The organism is Xanthobacteraceae bacterium (genome assembly GCA_019454205.1).
Classification (GTDB): Bacteria; Pseudomonadota; Alphaproteobacteria; order Rhizobiales; family Xanthobacteraceae.
In genome coordinates, this window is record CP075369.1 from 552,995 (window position 1) to 571,821 (window position 18,827).

At 50.2% G+C, this 18,827-nt stretch carries 15 protein-coding genes; 6 read left to right on the top strand and 9 right to left on the bottom strand.

From position 1 onward, the window contains the following. Nucleotides 1–230 precede the first annotated feature (230 nt). Both KF794_02705 and vsr read left to right on the top strand, forming a co-directional pair. Nucleotides 231–1,277, top strand: coding sequence for a DNA cytosine methyltransferase (locus KF794_02705; GenBank protein ID QYK45627.1), 1,047 nt, complete (start codon nucleotides 231–233; stop codon nucleotides 1,275–1,277). A 125-nt stretch (nucleotides 1,278–1,402) separates the two neighbouring features. Then, nucleotides 1,403–1,813 (top strand): DNA mismatch endonuclease Vsr, encoded by a 411-nt coding sequence (gene vsr / locus KF794_02710; protein QYK45628.1) that lies wholly within the window; start codon nucleotides 1,403–1,405, stop codon nucleotides 1,811–1,813. A gap of 3 nt (nucleotides 1,814–1,816) precedes the next feature. On the opposite strand, the gene KF794_02715 is transcribed toward vsr, so the two are convergent. The 3 genes from KF794_02715 to KF794_02725 all read right to left on the bottom strand — a co-directional run bounded on the left by KF794_02715 (nucleotide 1,817) and on the right by KF794_02725 (nucleotide 6,594). Next, a complete protein-coding gene (locus tag KF794_02715; protein QYK45629.1) occupies nucleotides 1,817–3,019 on the bottom strand; it encodes a DUF3883 domain-containing protein in 1,203 nt (400 codons plus the stop codon). A 69-nt stretch (nucleotides 3,020–3,088) separates the two neighbouring features. After that, on the bottom strand, nucleotides 3,089–4,723 hold the full coding sequence (locus KF794_02720; GenBank protein ID QYK45630.1) for an ATP-binding protein: 1,635 nt from the start codon (nucleotides 4,721–4,723) through the stop codon (nucleotides 3,089–3,091). Between the two features lie 14 nt (nucleotides 4,724–4,737). Then, a complete protein-coding gene (locus KF794_02725) occupies nucleotides 4,738–6,594 on the bottom strand; it encodes a DNA double-strand break repair nuclease NurA (protein QYK45631.1) in 1,857 nt (618 codons plus the stop codon). Nucleotides 6,595–7,063: 469 nt separating this feature from the next. On the opposite strand from KF794_02725, the gene KF794_02730 reads away from it, so the two are divergent. Then, nucleotides 7,064–8,218 (top strand): hypothetical protein, encoded by a 1,155-nt coding sequence (locus KF794_02730; GenBank protein ID QYK45632.1) that lies wholly within the window; start codon nucleotides 7,064–7,066, stop codon nucleotides 8,216–8,218. A gap of 22 nt (nucleotides 8,219–8,240) precedes the next feature. Here KF794_02730 and KF794_02735 read toward each other — a convergent pair whose 3' ends face one another. From KF794_02735 to KF794_02755, 5 genes are all read right to left on the bottom strand, one after another. Further along, entirely contained in the window at nucleotides 8,241–9,776 is a 1,536-nt protein-coding gene (locus KF794_02735) for a recombinase family protein (protein QYK45633.1), read from the bottom strand. After that, the gene (locus KF794_02740; GenBank protein ID QYK45634.1) at nucleotides 9,773–10,312 is read right to left on the bottom strand and encodes a DUF2924 domain-containing protein; all 540 of its coding nucleotides are present in this window, start codon (nucleotides 10,310–10,312) and stop codon (nucleotides 9,773–9,775) included. Before KF794_02740 ends, KF794_02735 begins: the two co-directional genes overlap by 4 nt. Continuing rightward, nucleotides 10,309–10,626: a DUF3489 domain-containing protein gene (locus tag KF794_02745; protein ID QYK45635.1), complete on the bottom strand. Its 318-nt coding sequence runs from the start codon at nucleotides 10,624–10,626 to the stop codon at nucleotides 10,309–10,311. Before KF794_02745 ends, KF794_02740 begins: the two co-directional genes overlap by 4 nt. Nucleotides 10,627–11,159: 533 nt before the next feature. Continuing rightward, the gene (locus KF794_02750) at nucleotides 11,160–11,747 is read right to left on the bottom strand and encodes a hypothetical protein (GenBank protein ID QYK45636.1); all 588 of its coding nucleotides are present in this window, start codon (nucleotides 11,745–11,747) and stop codon (nucleotides 11,160–11,162) included. Between the two features lie 7 nt (nucleotides 11,748–11,754). Further along, complete coding sequence (locus tag KF794_02755; protein QYK46568.1) at nucleotides 11,755–13,083, bottom strand: site-specific DNA-methyltransferase; 1,329 nt, start codon at nucleotides 13,081–13,083, stop codon at nucleotides 11,755–11,757. A 790-nt stretch (nucleotides 13,084–13,873) separates the two neighbouring features. On the opposite strand from KF794_02755, the gene KF794_02760 reads away from it, so the two are divergent. After that, a complete protein-coding gene (locus KF794_02760; protein QYK45637.1) occupies nucleotides 13,874–14,161 on the top strand; it encodes a helix-turn-helix domain-containing protein in 288 nt (95 codons plus the stop codon). Between the two features lie 99 nt (nucleotides 14,162–14,260). Here KF794_02760 and KF794_02765 read toward each other — a convergent pair whose 3' ends face one another. Beyond that, nucleotides 14,261–15,601 carry an MATE family efflux transporter gene (locus KF794_02765; protein QYK45638.1) on the bottom strand — a complete coding sequence of 447 codons (1,341 nt, stop codon included), beginning with the start codon at nucleotides 15,599–15,601 and terminating at the stop codon, nucleotides 14,261–14,263. 537 nt (nucleotides 15,602–16,138) lie between these two features. On the opposite strand from KF794_02765, the gene KF794_02770 reads away from it, so the two are divergent. Beyond that, the gene (locus tag KF794_02770) at nucleotides 16,139–17,353 is read left to right on the top strand and encodes an MFS transporter (protein ID QYK45639.1); all 1,215 of its coding nucleotides are present in this window, start codon (nucleotides 16,139–16,141) and stop codon (nucleotides 17,351–17,353) included. 92 nt (nucleotides 17,354–17,445) lie between these two features. Continuing rightward, a complete protein-coding gene (locus tag KF794_02775) occupies nucleotides 17,446–18,822 on the top strand; it encodes a M17 family metallopeptidase (GenBank protein QYK46569.1) in 1,377 nt (458 codons plus the stop codon). The last annotated feature ends 5 nt before the right edge of the window (nucleotides 18,823–18,827 follow it).

The following is an 18,827-nucleotide window of genomic DNA, read 5'->3' on the forward strand; positions in this document are numbered from 1 at the left end:
CGGCAGCTGGGCTGCGTCGGGCAAATCAATTGCGGATCTGATCGATAGCCGCTGGCACTGCCAAAACTTGTCAGCCGTTGGGCTGCAACCGTCGAGTCTGCAGAAAAAAGTAATTTAGAATCAGCTGCTTAGCGCCGCGCTTGAGAGGCCGTTGCGGATTCGTCAAATATACCTGCCGCCGACAGTCGGCGCGCCCGACTCGCCATCGGTCTCCTAAATTCCTATGCAGAATGAAGAAACACACCGCAATCGACTTATTTTCCGGCTGTGGCGGTCTCACGCTTGGCCTCAAACTTGCTGGATTTAAGGTTCTTGCCGCAATTGAAAAAGATGAATTGGCAGTAAAAACTTATAGGGCCAATCATCAACGGGTTCGTGTATGTCATAACGACATTCGTAACGTGCGAGCAAAGACGCTTCGAGATATTCTTAAACTTGAACGCGGCGAATTGGATTTGCTTGCCGGGTGCCCGCCTTGCCAAGGATTCTCTACGCTTAAGACAAGGAACGGGTCGGTGCAAAAGCGTGATCACCGCAACAGTTTGATTCATGAAATGATGCGCTTCACGCGCGCATTCCTGCCTAAAACCATTATGATGGAGAACGTACCTGGTCTCGCTCAGCACTGGTCCTTTCATAAACTCTGTCGTGATCTGCGTCGCCTCGGCTATTGGGTAAAATGGGACGTAAAGGACGCTCGACATTACGGCGTACCGCAGCGACGTAAGAGGTTAATTCTGGTTGCTGGTCGCGGGTTTAAGGTTCCGCTTGCGAAGGAATCGAAAGCGTTAAAGACAGTTCGCAAGGCTTTCGAAAATCTACGACGACCCGGTAAAAGTCGCGACGAGTTACAGAATCTGCGCGAATATAGAAGCGCAAAAATTATGAAGCTTATTCGGGAAATCCCAAAAGATGGCGGCAGTCGAACGGACCTGCCCGCTTCGCGGCAATTAGATTGCCATAAACGTACGAACGGTTTTAAGGATATATATGGTCGCATGGCATGGGACGAGCCATCACCTACGATTACTGGCGGTTGTTTCAATCCCTCCAAAGGCAGATTCTTGCATCCGTCCGAACACCGGGCGATTACGCTCCGTGAAGCTGCGATCCTACAAAGTTTCCCACGCCGTTATCGGTTCCCAGTGGATGCAAGCAAGGAATCTGTTGCCTTAATGATCGGGAATGCTTTGCCGCCGACCTTTATCTGCCGGCATGCGAACCAAATTATAAAAGCTCTTGCGATCGAGGCGAAAAAATCTGACTTAGCCAACTGAAATCGTAGCGCTCAGAAGTGAACAAAGAAAACAGCGGAGTACTAAAAGAACAATAGCATTCCGATATCGTTGTTCAAAATCGGATGTGAAGTGCAGGTTAAAGGAAAGGCTGAATAGAATCCGATATGGCCGACGTCTTTTCGAGAAGCAAACGTTCCGAGATCATGTCGCGCGTGAAGGGTCACGGCAACGCGCTGACTGAGTTGCGTCTTCTCCATATACTTCGTGAGAAACGCCTCACGGGTTGGCGTCGAAAATCGAAAATTATTGGCAGGCCTGACTTCATATTTCGCGCTGAGCGTGTAGCGGTTTTCGTAGACGGCTGCTTTTGGCACGGTTGTCCAAAGCACGGCTCAATCCCGAAAACGAATGAGGAATTTTGGAGCTCCAAACTCAAACGAAATAGACAGCGGGATCGTGAGGTGTCGGCTGAATTAAGACGACTTGGGTGGACACCGGTTCGAATTTGGCAGCACGAACTCAAGAATCCGGATCGCATTGCTAGGCGAATTGCTACGAGTTTGCGGAGAATGTAACGATTAGTCTTCGGTCCCAACTTCAGCGCGATACGACGCTGGCTCTAGTTTCAAGTCTTTCTCAACGGGCCCCTTGAGAATATAAATTTTTGTGTTGTTGCCGAACGAGAATGCTCGATAAAGACGGAAACTAGTGCCCAATTCGGCTGACACTCTCAGTTCGTTGGGGCTGATAAAGAAGGGGGTATCGATTGGTCCGCGCGTCGTTTTGACTTCAATGAATATTTTCTCGCCATCATCGTCAAAAGATTCAATGTCGTAACCTAAGCCGTCGCCCTTCGTTTTTGAAACCCATGTTACTTTTGAGGCGAGGTCGGTTCTACCAACGGAAATCAACCGCTTCTTTTCGAAATAGGTTACGAAGTCTTCTCCCGCATTACCGAGATTCCTGTTTGCGGCGTCTCGTGCTGCAGTGTCGTACTTTCTGACCATTCTCCGGATCGATGCGGTCTTGGCGCGATCCAGCTTGGGACTGGGCGGAGAGACCACTATCTCGGCCAGTTCATTTTCCGTTGTTGGTTGTTGTGCAGTATTGTCCGGCAGGTCTAGATTTTGATCTAAGGCTTGTTCAACTGCTCTCAGCAACGCATCCTGAAAGTTAGACAACGGCTTATATCCAAAAATCCATGGCAGTCCGAGTGATGCGAGCACGGCGCTAATATTTTGGTGTTTACGCTCTATTGAGCCAGGAGACCGCAGTACGAATTGCATCAATGCGTTTCTATGTTGGGTTTTGGAATATTTATCGCCGGCAATCTCTTTTTGTAACATTGCAAAGTAGTCTGTTACGATTGCCTTTAGTTCATCCTCGCTCCAATCGGCTCTGCGTCCAGATTCGGGTATCGTCGTTGTTGGCTTGGCTACTTGTTCGAAGGAATTCGATTGCTCATCGGTAATTAATCCGCCACTCGCTCTTGTTTTCAACTGGCTGTCGGTAAGAATTTTTCGAGTCTCAGTTTCGCCGACGATGTAATGAGTATTCGGGTCCACGATCGCGTCAAAGCGAACGGGCGCCATCCATTGAATTTCGCCATTGCTCACCGTGTCTCGCTTTGCCGGTCCGGTAATACGGCCTCTCCCGAATATTACTTTCGGTCCTGGGCCTTGCCTTAAAAGCCATACTCTATCGCCTACCTTGGCGGTTTTGTGCGATTTCAGGCGCCAGGACTCGTCTACGAAGCCTTTATCCAGAGCGGCGCTGGCCATTCGCACAATATTCTCGTGCGGCCATATATTTGCTTTCCAAGTCAACAGAAACGCAGGCACCGGAATTCGCTAGTCGAGGTCGTTCGAAAAATCGCTAGTTCTTTTCGCGGTCTCAGCTTGGCTGCTTGAACTCCACTTCGCAGCTTCTTCGACAAAATTCTCGTCGGCGAGTCCTGTGACTTCAAGATCAGCGTCGCGATCCACTTGAATAAGTAATGGAAACCGAACGCCCTGTCCGCTGATAATACCCTGACCGGGGCCAAAACCCGGGAGCAAACGACTATCTGCGCGCGTCAAATTCTCCATCACTTTCTCTACGAATGATTGGTCGCGGGGATTTACCAATCGGAAGATCATGTAAGTATTGCATTGTGACAACGTCGTTTCGTCTAATCGACTTGGTCTTTGACTAATAAGTAGAAGTCCAACACCGAATTTTCGTCCTTCGGTAATTACTTTTCGAATGATTTCGACGGAGGGTGTATTTGCCTGGCCTTCGCCAGCAGACGGAATGAAATTGTGAGCCTCTTCGACCACGCACAAAAGGGGCGGTATCTCATCCGTTAGCTGAGCTCGCTTTTCAAATAGATTTTTGAGTACCAGAGAGACCATCGTCGATTGAGTGAGATGGTCGTATCCGCCAAGATAAATGATGCTTGCCTGGCCTGGTTTTACGATCTCATGTGCTTCGGTCATCGGGTCGGGGAGCGGCTCGAATGGAAACTGTTTGAGTCGAGGCTGTTTTCGAAGCTTGTCGTTGGATTGTTCCATCGCCTTCATGTGGCTTTGGACAATTCGAAGCGCCCTCTTAACCGCAGGGACTGTCCCGCCGCTTCTGGCCTGGACTTTTGAAACCTCGTCAACGAGCCGGTCGATAAAGGTACCGACATCGTTGCCATTAGGGTCGATTTTTACATGTTCTAGCGCTTGAAAATAAACTTCACGCTGAGGTTCGGTAAGACCTTGCGTCATTTCTCGGACCAGGAAAGCGATTAGGTCTCGCGTTTGATCTTGAACCCTAACACTTGGATAGAAAAGCTTGATCTCGTTATTCTTGAAAAGGTCTTTTCGACTCCAGAACCCCAGATAATCGCCGTGCGGATCAAGAATTACCAATGGGTATCTTGCTTCCAACAGTTCGCGAATCACTCTTCGTGCGGCAACAGTCTTGCCGCCGCCGGTCATGGCAAGAATGGCCATGTGACGCGCAACGACTGGATTTGTCTTGATGTGGACATCCACGTCACGACGCCCCACCAATGTGCCTAATTTCAACCGATGAACATTCTCATCGCCTGTTAGAATGCGTTTAACAATCTCCGCAGGAGGGAGAGATACTTCCGCGCCTGGTGTAATTGGGTAGTTCAGAGGCTCCATTCGTTGGAAGTCTCCTTCGGGCGTGCTTCCAAGTACGAGAACTTTTGCTTCGGTTTGATCGCGCGAGAAAGAGAGCACTGTGTCGAGAAGTTTAATTCCTTCTTCCGCCAACTCTTGCCCAGCCTCGGCAGGTAAAAAAGGATTGTAGCGATCCAATTCCACTATGCGTCCCCAAACAGCAACCTTTCGAAATTTGTCATCGCCAGTTGGGATTTCCATTGCAACGGCAACTAGATCGCCCATTTTGGCGGCGCGGCTACGCACAACGAAGCGAAATTCATGAGGCGACGTATTCCCAACGACGGTGCCAATGTGCCGGCCAATCATGCAATGCCCTTTATCTAGTCTGTTTGAGGTCGGTAGAAGAAGTCCCGAGGAGTATGAGCAAGTAGTTTTCGTACCTGTGTCACAAGGCGAGCGTCGCCTTCGGCTATGGTCCGGTTCAATACTTTCGCTGCTACTCGCGCAGAAACATTTTTAGATAACCAATCAGGAACTTTTGCGTACTTGTCTACGATGTCTAATCCAACGGGAAATGCGTAGCTCGGTAGCAGTCGAGCGGTGTGATAGAGAGTTTTCATAACGTCAGCCTCCCTATCTCGTCCCACAGAATTCATTTCAATTCTAAATGGAAATGATACCTCAGTGGTTTTAAGTACAGTCGCAAATGGTCTCTGGTATTGACCGACAACTTTCTGCCAACGCTCGCGGGCGCGTCTGACTTCGTTCTTGGGAATTTTTGTGGGCGTTAAGTACTCTCCTTCGGCTAATACACAGCCGAATAGAAAGTCGTCGGAGATATTATACTTCTTCAACAGCGTCAGCACTTTTCGGCGATAAGAATCTTTGACAACTCCCGCATCAACCGCACCTGTTAGAACAGCCTGTGCAAGCCAAGCGCCAGCGCTTCGTTCTACGACCCCAACTAGTGGAACATTCGAGTGAAAGATTCTTGAAGTGATATAACCGTAGACCGCCATGAACTGACGCCACATCGTTTCATTGTTGTGTCTTCGAGGAATGTCGGAGATGATTTTTTCAACTTCATCACGCGTTATTCCAACTGCATCCAAAAACTCTTGCTTTAGAAATGGGATGAAGTGCGGTTCATCTTCGTCGTACATAACAAACTGATTTATCAGCGGGCCATGCAAGAAAACGCAATCAATGTTTGGATACTTTTTTAAGAAACGTAGTGCTGCGAGCGGTTCAAGAACGTAGCGGGCTGCCTCGCCAAGTCTTCGAAGATCCATCTGGTCATCGTCATCCATGGTGACGCCAGTGTCTTTGTCGATGATGTCGCCCACTACAAAAGGTTGGAGCTCCCATTGCTCGCGCTTTGAGGTTTCGTTCCCTGGTTCAACGCAATAGATGCCCACTCTCATCGCTGTAGGTTCGGTTCCTGGAAGCCCCGCAATTTTCGCAACACCTCCATCAACGAATGCGAACTTTTTGCCTTGTGCGCCCGCCCACATATCTAAGTGATCGCGCTGGATGTGTTTTATCCGAACGGGAGACTTCTCCATTTCAAGTATTTGGCGGAAGTGGTCAGACAGTTTTCTCAGTTGAACAGGAAATTTTAGATTGTCTTCAGCGCTCAAGCTCGCCAGATGACTGAGTAGAGGAACGAGTAAGTGCGGGGCTGTTAAAAATCTTTCAGTATGAGTCGCGAACAAGTCTGGATCGGCTTGCTGGATTATTTGCAGAACCACATCGAATAAATTGTCCGCAGTCATTCCATCTCGAGCGTGGGACGGCTCTAATTCCGTGATGTTCTCAGGCGGTAGGTTGTGGGCGTGAAGACGAAGCTCGGGTCGTTCTTTATTTAACTGCTCTAAAAGGGTGTGATCAGTAATGTGAAGCGTAACGCGGACGATGTCTGCCGCCTGTTCGATAAAGAAAAATAGTTGCTTAGAATTTATCTGTTGTTTGTTTAGGTCTGCGAGCAAAACAGATGATTGAAGAGTGGCTTGCTTTTCGTCCGAGACACGAAGAATAGCCTCAGGGTCGAAATTCAATTTGCCGTCTTGCCCGCGAAATTGCAGGCTCGCGTCGCCCTTTGCCATTTGCACTTGCGAGCCGCGAACCGATAGCGGAATCGCATTCTTAGAGCGTAGTTTTCGCAATTGCTGATCGTTGCCGTTAAGCCAGTGCCCATCGACGACCAAAATTGCTTTGTATGCAGAGACGCCCGCCAAGAAACTAAATTCCCGCTTCCCTTCCAGTCAGCGTAAACGTCAATTCCAAAATTCGAAAGCCGGGAGGATTACTGGTAACTGAAAACCGTCAATGTATGTCAATTGGCTGAAAATGTGGGATTTTGCTGCAGCGCATTCATAACTCGTTCCGCCTTAACGAGTGGGCACACAGAACTGGTGATTGTTGCTCCATGTATCCAAGAAAGTAACACGAGTTTGCTCCATATAGCAGTGACAACTATCCGTTACCCAAGACTACGGCTGCCTTCGAGATTGACGTGAACTAATGATGCCACCTTCATCCGAAACTATTGGTCTTCAGACAAATGTCTTAGTCGCGACTTGTTAGCTTTGATTGGAGATCTAATAAGTCAGCTTTTCTATTCTGATAGATCTTAGGGTGGTCGATCTTAGCCAGTTCGTTTAGCCGTCCTAAAATCCGCTCATCTAGACGGAGCGTAGTACGAACATGAATAGGGAATTCACACGGAAAGAGCTCTACGATCTTGTTTGGTCCCAACCGATGAGGACGATTGCACAGAGCATCGGTATTTCGGACATTGCACTCGCAAAGCACTGCAAGAAAGCGAATATTCCGGTTCCAAGTAGAGGGTATTGGGCTCGACACCAGGCTGGCAAAAAGACGTTTCAAGTTGAGCTGCCACCTCGCTTCCCCGGAGCCTTTGATCAGATAGGAGATAGCGGGCCAAGGTACTATTACAACTCTGATTGGGTCGAAGAGTATCTCAAGATGCGGGTTCCAGAGGAGCCTGTCTTCGACGAGGCATTATCATCTGTTGAGGCGAGGGCTGTAGAGATAGTCGGTAAGGTTCGTCACTCGACCAAATTCGAGCCGGCGCATCCTTTGGTAGCGCGACTACTTGCGCATGATGAGGAAGCACGAGAGCAGCTGAAGAAGTACGGTCATAGCTTTCACAAGCTAAAGTATGAGTCTGGATTTGAACGCCGCCGTTTGTTGATTTTGAACACCCTATTTCTAGCGCTAGCCAGAATTGGTTGCCGAGCTTCTATGGGTACATCGAAATACGATGATCGGGATCGAGATATTCAAGTATCGATAGGAGCATCGGGATTGACGTTTAACGTTGAGCCGATGCCATCCAAGAATGAGAAGCGAGAAACGTTGCGATTGGCTTTTGGCTCAGCTCACGATCGAGAAAAATCAACAAAATCCTGGGAGGATAATGAGACATCCCGTCTAGAAGGATGCTTGGCTGAGATAATGGTCGCGATGTTGGTGGAAGCTGAATCTCGCTATCGCCAAACGTTGGTTGATCGACGGCAATGGATCATCGAGCAGAAAATCAAGGCTGAAGCTGAACAAGTACGTCGCAAAGAGGAGAGGGAACGTAAGGAAAGAGAGCTCCAAGAAAAGCTTGCACGCGAGCGGGTTGGGAGGCTCCTTGCGCAAGCAAAATCACTGCGGCGTGCCACTGATATTCGGGACTATGTGGATGCTGCTTTGTTGCGAGCCGCCGAGGTACAATTATCTGACTCTGAGGCGAACGACTGGGCGGCGTGGGCGCGAAAAGAAGCAGATCGAATTGATCCAGTGAAAAACGGCAGTCTGACCGCTTCGATTCTTGAATCAAAAGCCGAATAGTTTTCATCTAGAGTCACGAATTCTATCCCCACGTAAGCGAAACCTGCTTGGCGAGACCAGTAACTGTCAGGTCGTGAGGTGCGGTGCCATCTACAAGAGACGTGATCAAAGTGGGTGGTGTGAAGGCGAGGGGCAGGAGCAGTCGGATATGCCGCTCCACATTGCCTTCCTGCTTCGCAATTTCGTCGATTGTGTTTACTTGCCCTGACTCGATATCAGCGACCCATTTGCGTGCACGGGCGATTGCGCCAAGCAAGGCATTCCGCGTTTCAGGAGTAAGTTGCCGGCCGGTCGTCGCGGGTGCGTGAATCACCCCTTTCGGAGCTCCTGGTAGCGCTTTCTGCCATGGCACCGAAACAAGGCCCTTGTTGCCGAGCGATTTGTCGGCGAGTTCTATTCTAATTTCAGTTCCCTGAATTTCGATGCATTCAACGACGATTTGAAGCAACTCGCGAGTGACAGATTCATCTTCAGAAATGGCTCCTTGTTGCCGGAGTGTGGCGATGACCAAGTCTTCAACTTCCGTAGCGGTCACTCTTGCAACCGATCCAGCCTCATCCTTCTTGGATTCAAGCAGCGCTACCGAGATATAATAGCGATATCGAGCGCCACGCTTGATCGAGTGGCTTGGGGTCATTCGATTGCCGCGATCATCAAACAGTAGGCCTCGGAGAAGGGCGTCTGAGCTCGCGAGCTTGTTCTTACGAAGAACTGCTTTTTCGGTGAGCAGTTTTTGAACAGCGTCGAACGTTGCCCGATCAATGAGGGGCTCCTGCTCGCCTTTATGAATCGCGCCTCGATAATCAACTTCTCCGATATAGAAGCGATTCCTGAGGAGATACTGGAGGGTGCCTTTCCCGAAGCGGCAGCCACCCCGAAGTCTGCCGGTTGAAAGCATTTGCCGCTTTGTGAGGATGCCTTTCCGGTCCAGTTCTTCTTGAAGGGCGCTGATTGATTTGAGATCAAGATACCGCGCGAACAGCATTCGGACGGTCGCTGCTTCCTCTGGTACAATCTGAGGCTTCTTGTCGATGGAGTGGTATCCTATCGGGACAGGTCCGCCGACCCAGATGCCTTTTCGCTTCGATGCGGAGACCTTATCCTGAATCCGCTCGCTGATCACTTCACGCTCGAACTGAGCGAAGGACAAAAGCACGTTGAGTGTCAGCCGACCCATGCTCGTGGTCGTATTGAAGGACTGGGTAATTGAGACGAACGATACGGTCTGCTGGTCGAAGACCTCGACGAGCTTGGCGAAGTCGGTGAGCGACCGGGTCAAACGGTCGATCTTGTAGACCACGATGACGTCGATCTTCCCCGCACGAACGTCTTCTAGGAGTTTCTGAAGCGCAGGGCGCTCCAGACTTGAACCGGAGTGCCCGCCGTCGTCGTATTTGGTCGGAACGAGGCGCCAGCCTTCATGGGCCTGGCTCTTGATGTAGGCCTCGCAAGCCTCCCGCTGGGCGTCGAGCGAGTTGAACTCAAGCTCGAGGTTGTGGTCGGTCGATTTGCGGGTATAGACCGCGCAACGAAGCTGCTTTTTGGGAGCGGACTTCATGAATTTACCCTCCGCTTGGGAGTTCGCAATGTCGCTCCATAGGGGTCTCGCTCCTTTTTCTTCTGGCGAAGCCCAAAGAACTTAGGCCCGTTCCACGAAGTGCCGGTGATCTCTTTTGCGATCATGGTGAGGCTGGCGTACTTCTTGTCGTTCCAGATGAAGCCGCCATCAGCGACCGTCACGGTATGGCGAACGCCTTTATATTCGCGGAGCAGCACGGTGCCAGACTTCATACGGCGTTGTGTTGCGGAAGCCTTGTCGCCTCGTGCGTAGCTCTCAAAAAGCTTCTCCGTCTCGCGGTCTAACCCGCCGAATGCCTTCTCCTGAATCCGGTACGCGATCATCCGCACGAGAAGGTCTTTGGTGAGCGCCTCGGGCACCGGCTTCTTGAACATCGCCTTCCAGCGCTGCCGAAGCTCGTCCTTGTTCAGGAAGCGAATCTCGTCGATCTGGGCAGCAATTTCCTGTTGCTTCGCTCCAACGAGGCCGCGCTCGCGCGCGGCCTTTGCTTCAAGCGTATAGATCTTCTTGCTCACGATTTTACCCGCGGGCGAGGCGGCAACTTCTTTGCGGCTCCGATAATGCGATAGACGACCTTACCTTCGTTGCCGGGAGCCGTATCGACGTTGTGACCTGCCTTACGCAGACTCGAGATCTGCGCGCGGCAGGAGTGCGGCAGCCATCTCGTTGCTTTTGAAATTTCCTCGATTGAAGCGCCTCGAGTACGGGTCAACAACTCAGTGAATTTGTCCTTGCGACGCGGTCTTTCTTGCACCGTAGTTACGGCTGACACAGAGTGATTGTGGCCACTTTTACGCTTTCTGGACTTAGACTTCTGCTTCTTCGGCATGGAATCCTCCACTTGTAACAGCGGATCGCTGTCACTGCCGAAGCCCCGCGATTGCCATTAGTCTGGGCGGGGCGCCCAGACTGATGCTTGCTATTGCGACGAAGTCCACTGGGTAATTGCAGGCCATTTCTGCGGGGATAGCCGCTAGTGCAGTGTTGTGTCCTTAGGCCGGCGAACTACCCGGCCCGGACCCGGATCGTAGGGTTCCTGCTCTAGATAGCGCGTCGCGGTGTCGAGGTAGCGGTCGCGGTTAAATTTCCTAGCGAGCACTTTTCTAACAGCGCAGAGGAACGTCCAACGCTTATTGTCGTGCTTTTCTGCTGCCGAAATACAGTCGGTTCGGCATCGTGAATATGCATCTTCACCGAACGCCTCCATGTACTCGTCAGCTTCTGCGAGCACACGTTTACGGTATGGTGGCCACCACATCATCTGGTTAGACTATCAAAGAAACTGGACTTCAGGGTTTCATAGCTACACATCTAGAAAGCAAAAGTTTAGTTCAGTGCCGTTGAAAGCGCAAAACATCTACTTCAAATCCATTTACCTGACACCTTCGTGAGTAGCTGCTCCAACAGCCTAAGCTCATCGTCTGTGAGGTTTTCTAAGCCACTAAGCGAAAGTTGTTTCGGACGCGCATTCAATAGGCCCAGATCTTTTGCTATTCCAGTGACAGCTTGAATTGCTCGATGATCGCCCTTCAAAGCGTTATTTAAATTTCTCAAAAATACAGCTTCGAGTTTTGACATTTTTCGCGTCGTTTCACCTTCGCGGACCGTAACCTTTCCGTTGAAGAGTTCCTCGACAGCTTTCCTTAGATTTCTAACATTCTTCGGCCGCCCTTTTGGATTTCCTGATGTTCCCGGTTTGAACTGCGTATGACGAGGCGGTTTGCCATAACCAACAGCGGAGTTTGAGCTCTCTCCTTCCCAGGCCTCTCCATTCAACGACCGCTCGTATCTGTTAGGCTCTCGCGGGAACGGCGGATTAAAAATAGAAGAGAATGAAGTAACTGTCGTAACTCGCGGAACCCAGTCATTGAGTCTCACGCGAGGTATTACAGGTTTCGTACTCACATCGTTAGCAGTCGCGGCTATAGTTTCAGGTTCATTCTTGGCCATAATTCGATTACCTTCTGCTGCGTTTTTTAGAACAACTAGCTTCAATTTCCTCGAACGTACGTCCAGTTTCCACGTGAATAGCCATTTTACCTGTATATGCCTGCCACCTTCGTATCGCGACATCCACGTAGCGTGGGTCAATCTCAATACCGCAAGCGATGCGACCCGTTTGTTCCGCCGCGATGAGTGTTGTGCCACTGCCAACGAAAGGATCGAGAATAATTGAGTCGCGTACTGAACAGTCTTTAATTGCATCTGCAATAAGAGCGATGGGCTTCACCGTTGGATGCATGCTCAACTCCTGATCGCGATCTTTTTTGAATGTGTTCACACCAGCGTATGTCCAAACGTTGGACCTTGAGCGGCCATGCCGCCCTAACTCGATGTTATTTCGGTATGCCGCATTACCAGCATGCCAGGCAAACACCAGTTCATGTTGGCTCCTGTAAAATGAGCCCATGCCGGCGTTAGTTTTGCACCAAACGCATAAATTTAGCAGCTTGGAGTAATGCTGTTGCCCGACAAGCATCATTTCTTGGATATGGCGCCAATCCATGAATATGAAATGCACGGATCCGTCTTCACTGTAGGCGATCAATTTCTCGATTGCGGCGCTCAGAAATGATGAGAATTCGGTAGAAGTCATCTCTCCACTAGCCATGGCAAATTCGGCATGCTGGTGCCGGCCAAGACCAGATACGTTACCTTTGATCTGCACGTTGTATGGTGGGTCTGTGATAACGAGCGCTGCTTTGTCGCTGCCGAGAATACGCTTGTAAGCTTCAGCCTCACGAGCATCACCGCACAACAATTTGTGCCGACCACATGACCAAAGGTCATTGGGTTGAGTTATTACGCTATTCGAGATTTCAAAAAGGCGATCTTCCGCGCTGTCACCGCCTCGCGCCTCTTTTGCTTCTTCAAGGATAATGTCGAGCTCTGCGTTCTCAAAGCCAATCGCCTCTATATCAAAGCCGATCTCGTTCAATCCTTGAAGCTCCAACGCAAGCAGTTCTCGGTCCCATCCGCCTTTGTCCGCCAACCGATTGTCAGCGATCACGTAGGCTCTGAGTTCATCCTCATTGAGGTGATGGATCCTAAGCGTTGGCACTTCTCTCAACTGGAGCGCCTGAGCTGCGAGAACGCGGCCCCAGCCGGCAATCACACGGCATTTTGTATCGATCAGAATGGGATTGACGAACCCAAAGAGTTCGATGGATCGCTTGAGCAGCTTGATTTGTCGAATTGAATGAACACGAGGGCTATTGGGCAAACGCGTTAGCTTAGAAACAGGCTTGTGCTCCACTTGTTGAGAAACAGCTTGATCAACAACCATCACTTGGCGGGGTAGAGTGGCGACAGGTTCTTCTAATTTTTTCTGAAAATCTGAGATTAGACGAACTCTTTCCATTTTTGCGCCTCCAAAAATTGCACGGCTCCGCCGCTTGGCGAAGAGCACAAGTGTAAAAAGCGAAGGGTCGTCGCGACCTGCGGCAGTACTAAACGGCCGGGAGAGGGCGCCTACTTCTGATTCGTACTCTTAAGAACTGGAGTAGTGCTGTCAAACCGCGAACATTAATTTATTAATCTTGGATTGCCGGTTTCCAGGTAGCTCTTCACGCTACTCAAACAATGACCAGTTATCGCGAAACTCAGTCGCGACATCTCTGTCGTACCCGTGCCATTCCGAACCGGTGCTCCTTTCCCAGGAGCGTCCATGCTTCACCACGTGAGTACTGGGAACAACATAGTAATCTGGCCTTTCCTCTCCGCGAAGATTTACAAAAACGTATACGTGCTGTTTTGCGTGCGTAGTTTTAAAATCCTTGCTCAGTAAAAAGTACTTGCTGGATTTTCGATTGGTCTTGACCTGTATCGACCATGCTCGTTCGTAGGACTGATCGACGGCGATTATGTCAGCGCCCTTAGCGTTCCGCGAAGTGATCGAAACAATAAGCCCTCGTTGCGTAAGTTCAGCGGCTACCAGATACACACCCAGCATTCCCGTCATTTGATGCTTTGAGGCCATCGTTCACTCGCATACAGAATTCCTCAGTAATTATACAATTTTTGGATAATCTAAAAGTCGGATTAAGCCGAAACCCGGTCCAACCGTCGGGTTTTGCTTGCCAAAATCGATCTTTTCACCGCGGCATAAGCGGCTGGCGGAACTTGTTGCACGGCAACGTAGAGCCGCAGGGCTTACCCAAGCGGAAGTCGCCCGGAAGCTGGGTAGACATCAGCCATTTGTTGCGAACATTGAAAGCGGAGAGCGTCGCCTCGACGTAGTAGAATTCTTGCAGCTGGCCACGGTTATAGATTTAGATCCGCATGCTACTTTGAAGATTATTGCAAAGATTCCGGAAGACAAAACTGTTGCTTCTCGAAAAAAGCACAAAAAAGGTTCGCGTTAAGTGATTTAATAAAGGTCAGTCTGACATTGTCATAGGCGCCGCAGGCAGTACCCCAGGTCTTTCTGTTAAGAAGCATACGCCTAGAGCATGTTGGCACTACTATCTATGTTGATTTCTTGGGGTCCAGTCCGCCAAATAAACTGCGAAGGCTGCTGCGGTACCGTAGATGATCATCGCGGCGGCAACGAGTGCAAAATAATAATGCATCGGCGCTTCCATATAAACCAATACCAAACCGCCGAAAAAAATCGTAATTAGTCTGGCAGTTCCAGCGAGGACGGGGCCTAGGACCTTTCGAGCTCCCTGCGATGCGAAAAGAAGGCATATACCCATCCCAAAGAAGGCGTAAGCAGGTCCTGTCCAATGTAGAAATGTATGTGCGACTTGAAGAGTCGTCGGATTGTCCGTGAAAATATTTGCCCAGATTTGAGGAGCAATTGAAAGCACGAGACCCAACGCTCCGACGACCGACGCAGTGAGAATTGCACCTATAAGTGTAATTCTGCGCGCTCTAGCAACGTTTCCGGCTCCGATCGCCATACCCACCATGGGGATGCACGCAACTCCTACGCCTGCTGAGAGTGGTATCAGAATCATCTCAAATCGAGCCCCGATGCCGTAGCCGGCCAACGCTTCAGAACCATAGCGGGCGATAAAAGACGTCATGATGAGAACGGCAAGAGTTGTTTGAATCGTAGAGACGCACGTCAGTAGCCCCACCTGCAAGATTTCGCTGAACAGCTCGCGGCGAAAGGTGAACCCAGAGAATCTGATACGAACTGTCGATCTGTTCGAGCAAAGGTAGAATGCCAAAAATGCGGCAGCGCTCGCGAGGCCAACAACTAGGCCTAATGCAATTCCAGACATGCCTAAGGCTGGTAGGGGTCCCAATCCAAATCCCAAAGCAGCGCCTACAGCAGCTTGGAGAGTTAGAGAAAAGAGCGCGACCCCCGAGGCGAGGCGCATGTTACCTGTCGCTCGAACAATAGCGATAAGCGTAAAGGCCAACCAGATAAGAGGTGAGCCAAGAAACGCGACGTTAGAGTATTCAAGTGCTTTTGTAAGTACGTCTCCCGTCGCGCCCAACAATCGATAAATTGTTGGGCCGCAAGTTAGCATGACGGCGGTGGTTGAGACGCCGCAAACAACACCGATTGCCACGCCATGCAACGCTAGCGCCTCCGCTCGCTCTTGATCGCCCGCACCAAGTGCCCGACTGATCGCGGAAGTAATGCCGCCTCCCATCGCTCCAACGGACAAGCCCTGCTGAAGCACAAGTAGCGGAAAGACTACTGCGATACCCGCGAGGGCACTTGTCCCGAGGAGGCCGACGTAGACGGTCTCAGCGAGCGATACGAGAATCGCAGCCAACATCGCAAAGGAATTAGGAATGCTTAGCCGTAATAGCGTCGATAGAATTGGACCGTTGAACAAATCCAATTTTCGCTCTTCAGCGCTTGATTTCACTGCATTCACATCAAAGGCCGAGCGCGGCTGGAAATATCAACGCGTGCTTTAGACTCGTCTTTGTCCCTCCTGAAACCGTTATCATTCGTGCACATGATCCGGAATTCTTTCGGAGGCATAGCTGCTCTACAGCCAGATTTGTTGCGAGGTGGGAGGCTATGTGCCATCGTTTCATAACCTTAAAAGACAGTCGAAAACGATGCTAAAGTCCCAAAATACAGACAGAAATCAGTTGGGAAAGGCTAGTGAGAAAGTAGCAAAGCTTTCCTATTCGCGCATTTGCAAGCGTTGTGACAAGACAATGATCGCAACCGTCGTATCTGCAGATTCCTATACTTTTGAATGTGCGACTTGTGGAAGGATCGAGACTGAAACCTCGCTTCTCCTTCTGCAGAGCGGCTAGTACGAGCTGCCGGACCTATTAAGCCCTCGAGTAGTTGCCTTCTAGCAACGCTCCACTTTCAACGTAACAGCCGGGGCTCTACCTTAACCCGTGCTCTCGGTTCTAAGATGTTTGCTGAAAAGCAGGTTTATTATGGTTGGCGCATAGTTGCAGCCATCTTTCTCATTACCACAGTCACATCCGGATTAGCTTTTTACAATCTTTCCGTTTTGCTCAACGCGTTTGTTGCGCAGAGAGGTTTCCCCGTTTCATTGACGAGTGCGGCGACAGCGGCTTTTTTCGTCTCAGGTGGAATCTCTGGCGTGCTCGTGGGGAGGATTATCGACCGGTATGACATTAGAGGAGTGCTGGTTGGCGCCGCGATCGTAGGCGCTGCTTGCCTCTTTTCAGTTGGTTATCTGCAAGAGACTTGGCAGCTTTTTCTTTTTCACATTGTCTTCGGCCTATCTTACGGCGCATCCAATCTAGTGCCTGTAACGACTCTCGTTACTCGTTGGTTTAAAGCAAAACGCGCGATCGCTCTCTCTGTGGCGTCGACAGGATTTTCGATGGGGGGGATCTTTATTTCACCATTCGTGGCGCTTTCTATTGAACGCGGTGGGTTGAGTGCAACCGGTCCGTGGATGGCTGCATTGTTTTTCTTTGGAATTGTCCCAATCACGCTTCTTGTGATTCGTAGCAATCCTGAAGATCTGGGATTGAATCCGGACGGCCAAGCTAGCATTGCATCGAATGACGCATCTACCGACTACTCTTCGGTATCGTACGACGAGGCGAAGAAAACTGCTTTCTATCTTTCACTCTCGATTTCATACTTATTTATTCTAGGTGCCCAGGTAGGGGCCATTGCACATCTCTATCGGTTAGCAAACCTCAGGAATGGGCTAGAGACAGCCGCACTCGCGCTAGCATTTCTTGCTTCATCGAGCATTGTTGGCCGAATGTTCGGCGGTTGGGTTGTAATAAAAATGTCAGTTCGAACTTTCACGCTACAGCTGATGGCGGTACAGGGAGTTGCGCTCTTCTTTCTCGCTTTTGCAGACCAGCGTTTAGCGATCTTATCTTGTGTGGTTCTTTTTGGCGTAACAATTGGAAATTCGTTGGTGATGCAACCCTTGCTGCTCGCAGAAAAATTCGGCACGCGCGAGTACGGCAGAATTTATTCGATGAGCCAGTTCATTGCGACAGTGGGAGTTGCCGGCGGCCCAGTCGCAGTAGGAATAAGCTATGATTTGGCAGGGAATTATTTTTGGCCGTTTATTCTAATGGCTTTAGCAACGGCTCTCGGTTTCGTAATTATGGTGCTTGGCACACGGCGCTGACGAGCTGGCGATATATTCCCACTGAGCCTTTCTCAACTTGAGATCGCGTGGTAAACGGCGCCAATGCCGGAGACAGTCAATTGCCAGAAAAAATATACCGCGCCGTAGTTTCGTCGGCAGCTGAACCAAAGCCAATTTGGTTTGTCGATAGCGAAAATTGGAATAGCGTTCGCGACGAGCTTTCGGCTGTTGCTCGTGCTTACCTTGTAGCATCCGGCTTCGAGCCAGATGAAGGCCGTTATCTAATATTGCCAGATGATAAAGGTTCGGTAGCGGGTTGTATTTTTGGCCTTGGAAAGGCCAGCGGAACACTTTCAGATCCGCTGATAACCGGAATGCTACCTGCCATACTGCCGGTTGGAGCATGGCGGTTCGTTGAACCTATTCGTAACCCGCGCCTGGCAGCTTTAGGGTTTGCCTTAGGCACTTATCATTTCAATCGCTATCGAAAGAGTAAAAGAGAACTGTCTCATCTCGTCGTTCCGTCCGGCGTGGATGCTGCAGAAGTCCTGCGCATTGCTGACGGTTTGGCCTTGGCAAGAGACCTAATTAATACGCCGCCGAACGATCTGGGTCCGGCTGAACTTGAAACAGCAATTCGACAGTTGGCGCGTAAACACAGAGCTAAAGTAACTAGCGTCATCGGCAAAGCTTTGTTGAGAAAGAATTTCCCGCTTGTCTATGCGGTTGGGCAGGGCAGCGAACGCGCACCGAGACTGGTTGAATTCACGTGGGGTAAGCCGTCAAATCCTAAAGTGACTCTTATTGGAAAGGGCGTCTGCTTCGACACAGGCGGTCTTGATATTAAGACACCCGCGTCGATGTTATTGATGAAAAAAGACATGGGAGGTGCGGCTGCAGCTCTTGCCCTGGCACATATGGTTATGGACGCAAAACTTAAAGTGCGCCTTCGCGTCATTGTGCCGGCCGTTGAAAACTCAATTTCTGGAAATGCTTTTCGGCCAAGCGATATTCTCAAAAGCAGAAAAGGTTTGACAGTTGAAATAGGAAACACCGATGCAGAGGGGCGGTTAGTTCTCGCAGATGCGCTTACTTTAGCCGACGAAGAAAAACCAGAACTGCTGATTGATTTTGCTACTCTAACTGGTGCCGCAAGAATAGCGCTTGGGCCGGATATTCCTCCAGTATTTACCAACGATGACGCAACTTGGAATGAACTTGCCCAACATTCATCTGAGCAAGCTGACCCTCTTTGGCGAATGCCGCTTTGGCAGCCCTATGTGAAGATGTTGGAATCGAAATCAGCAGATACCAACAATGTTGGCAGTGGTCAGGCTGGAGCAATTGTAGCTGCTCTCTTTCTGTCGAAGTTTGTCGAACAAACAGAGAGCTGGATGCATCTCGACATATATGGTTGGAATCCGAAGGCCCGACCGGGCCGACCGGAAGGCGGAGAGGCGCAGTCTATTCGAGCTTTGTATGCGTTATTGAGTGATCGATATCGGTAATCACG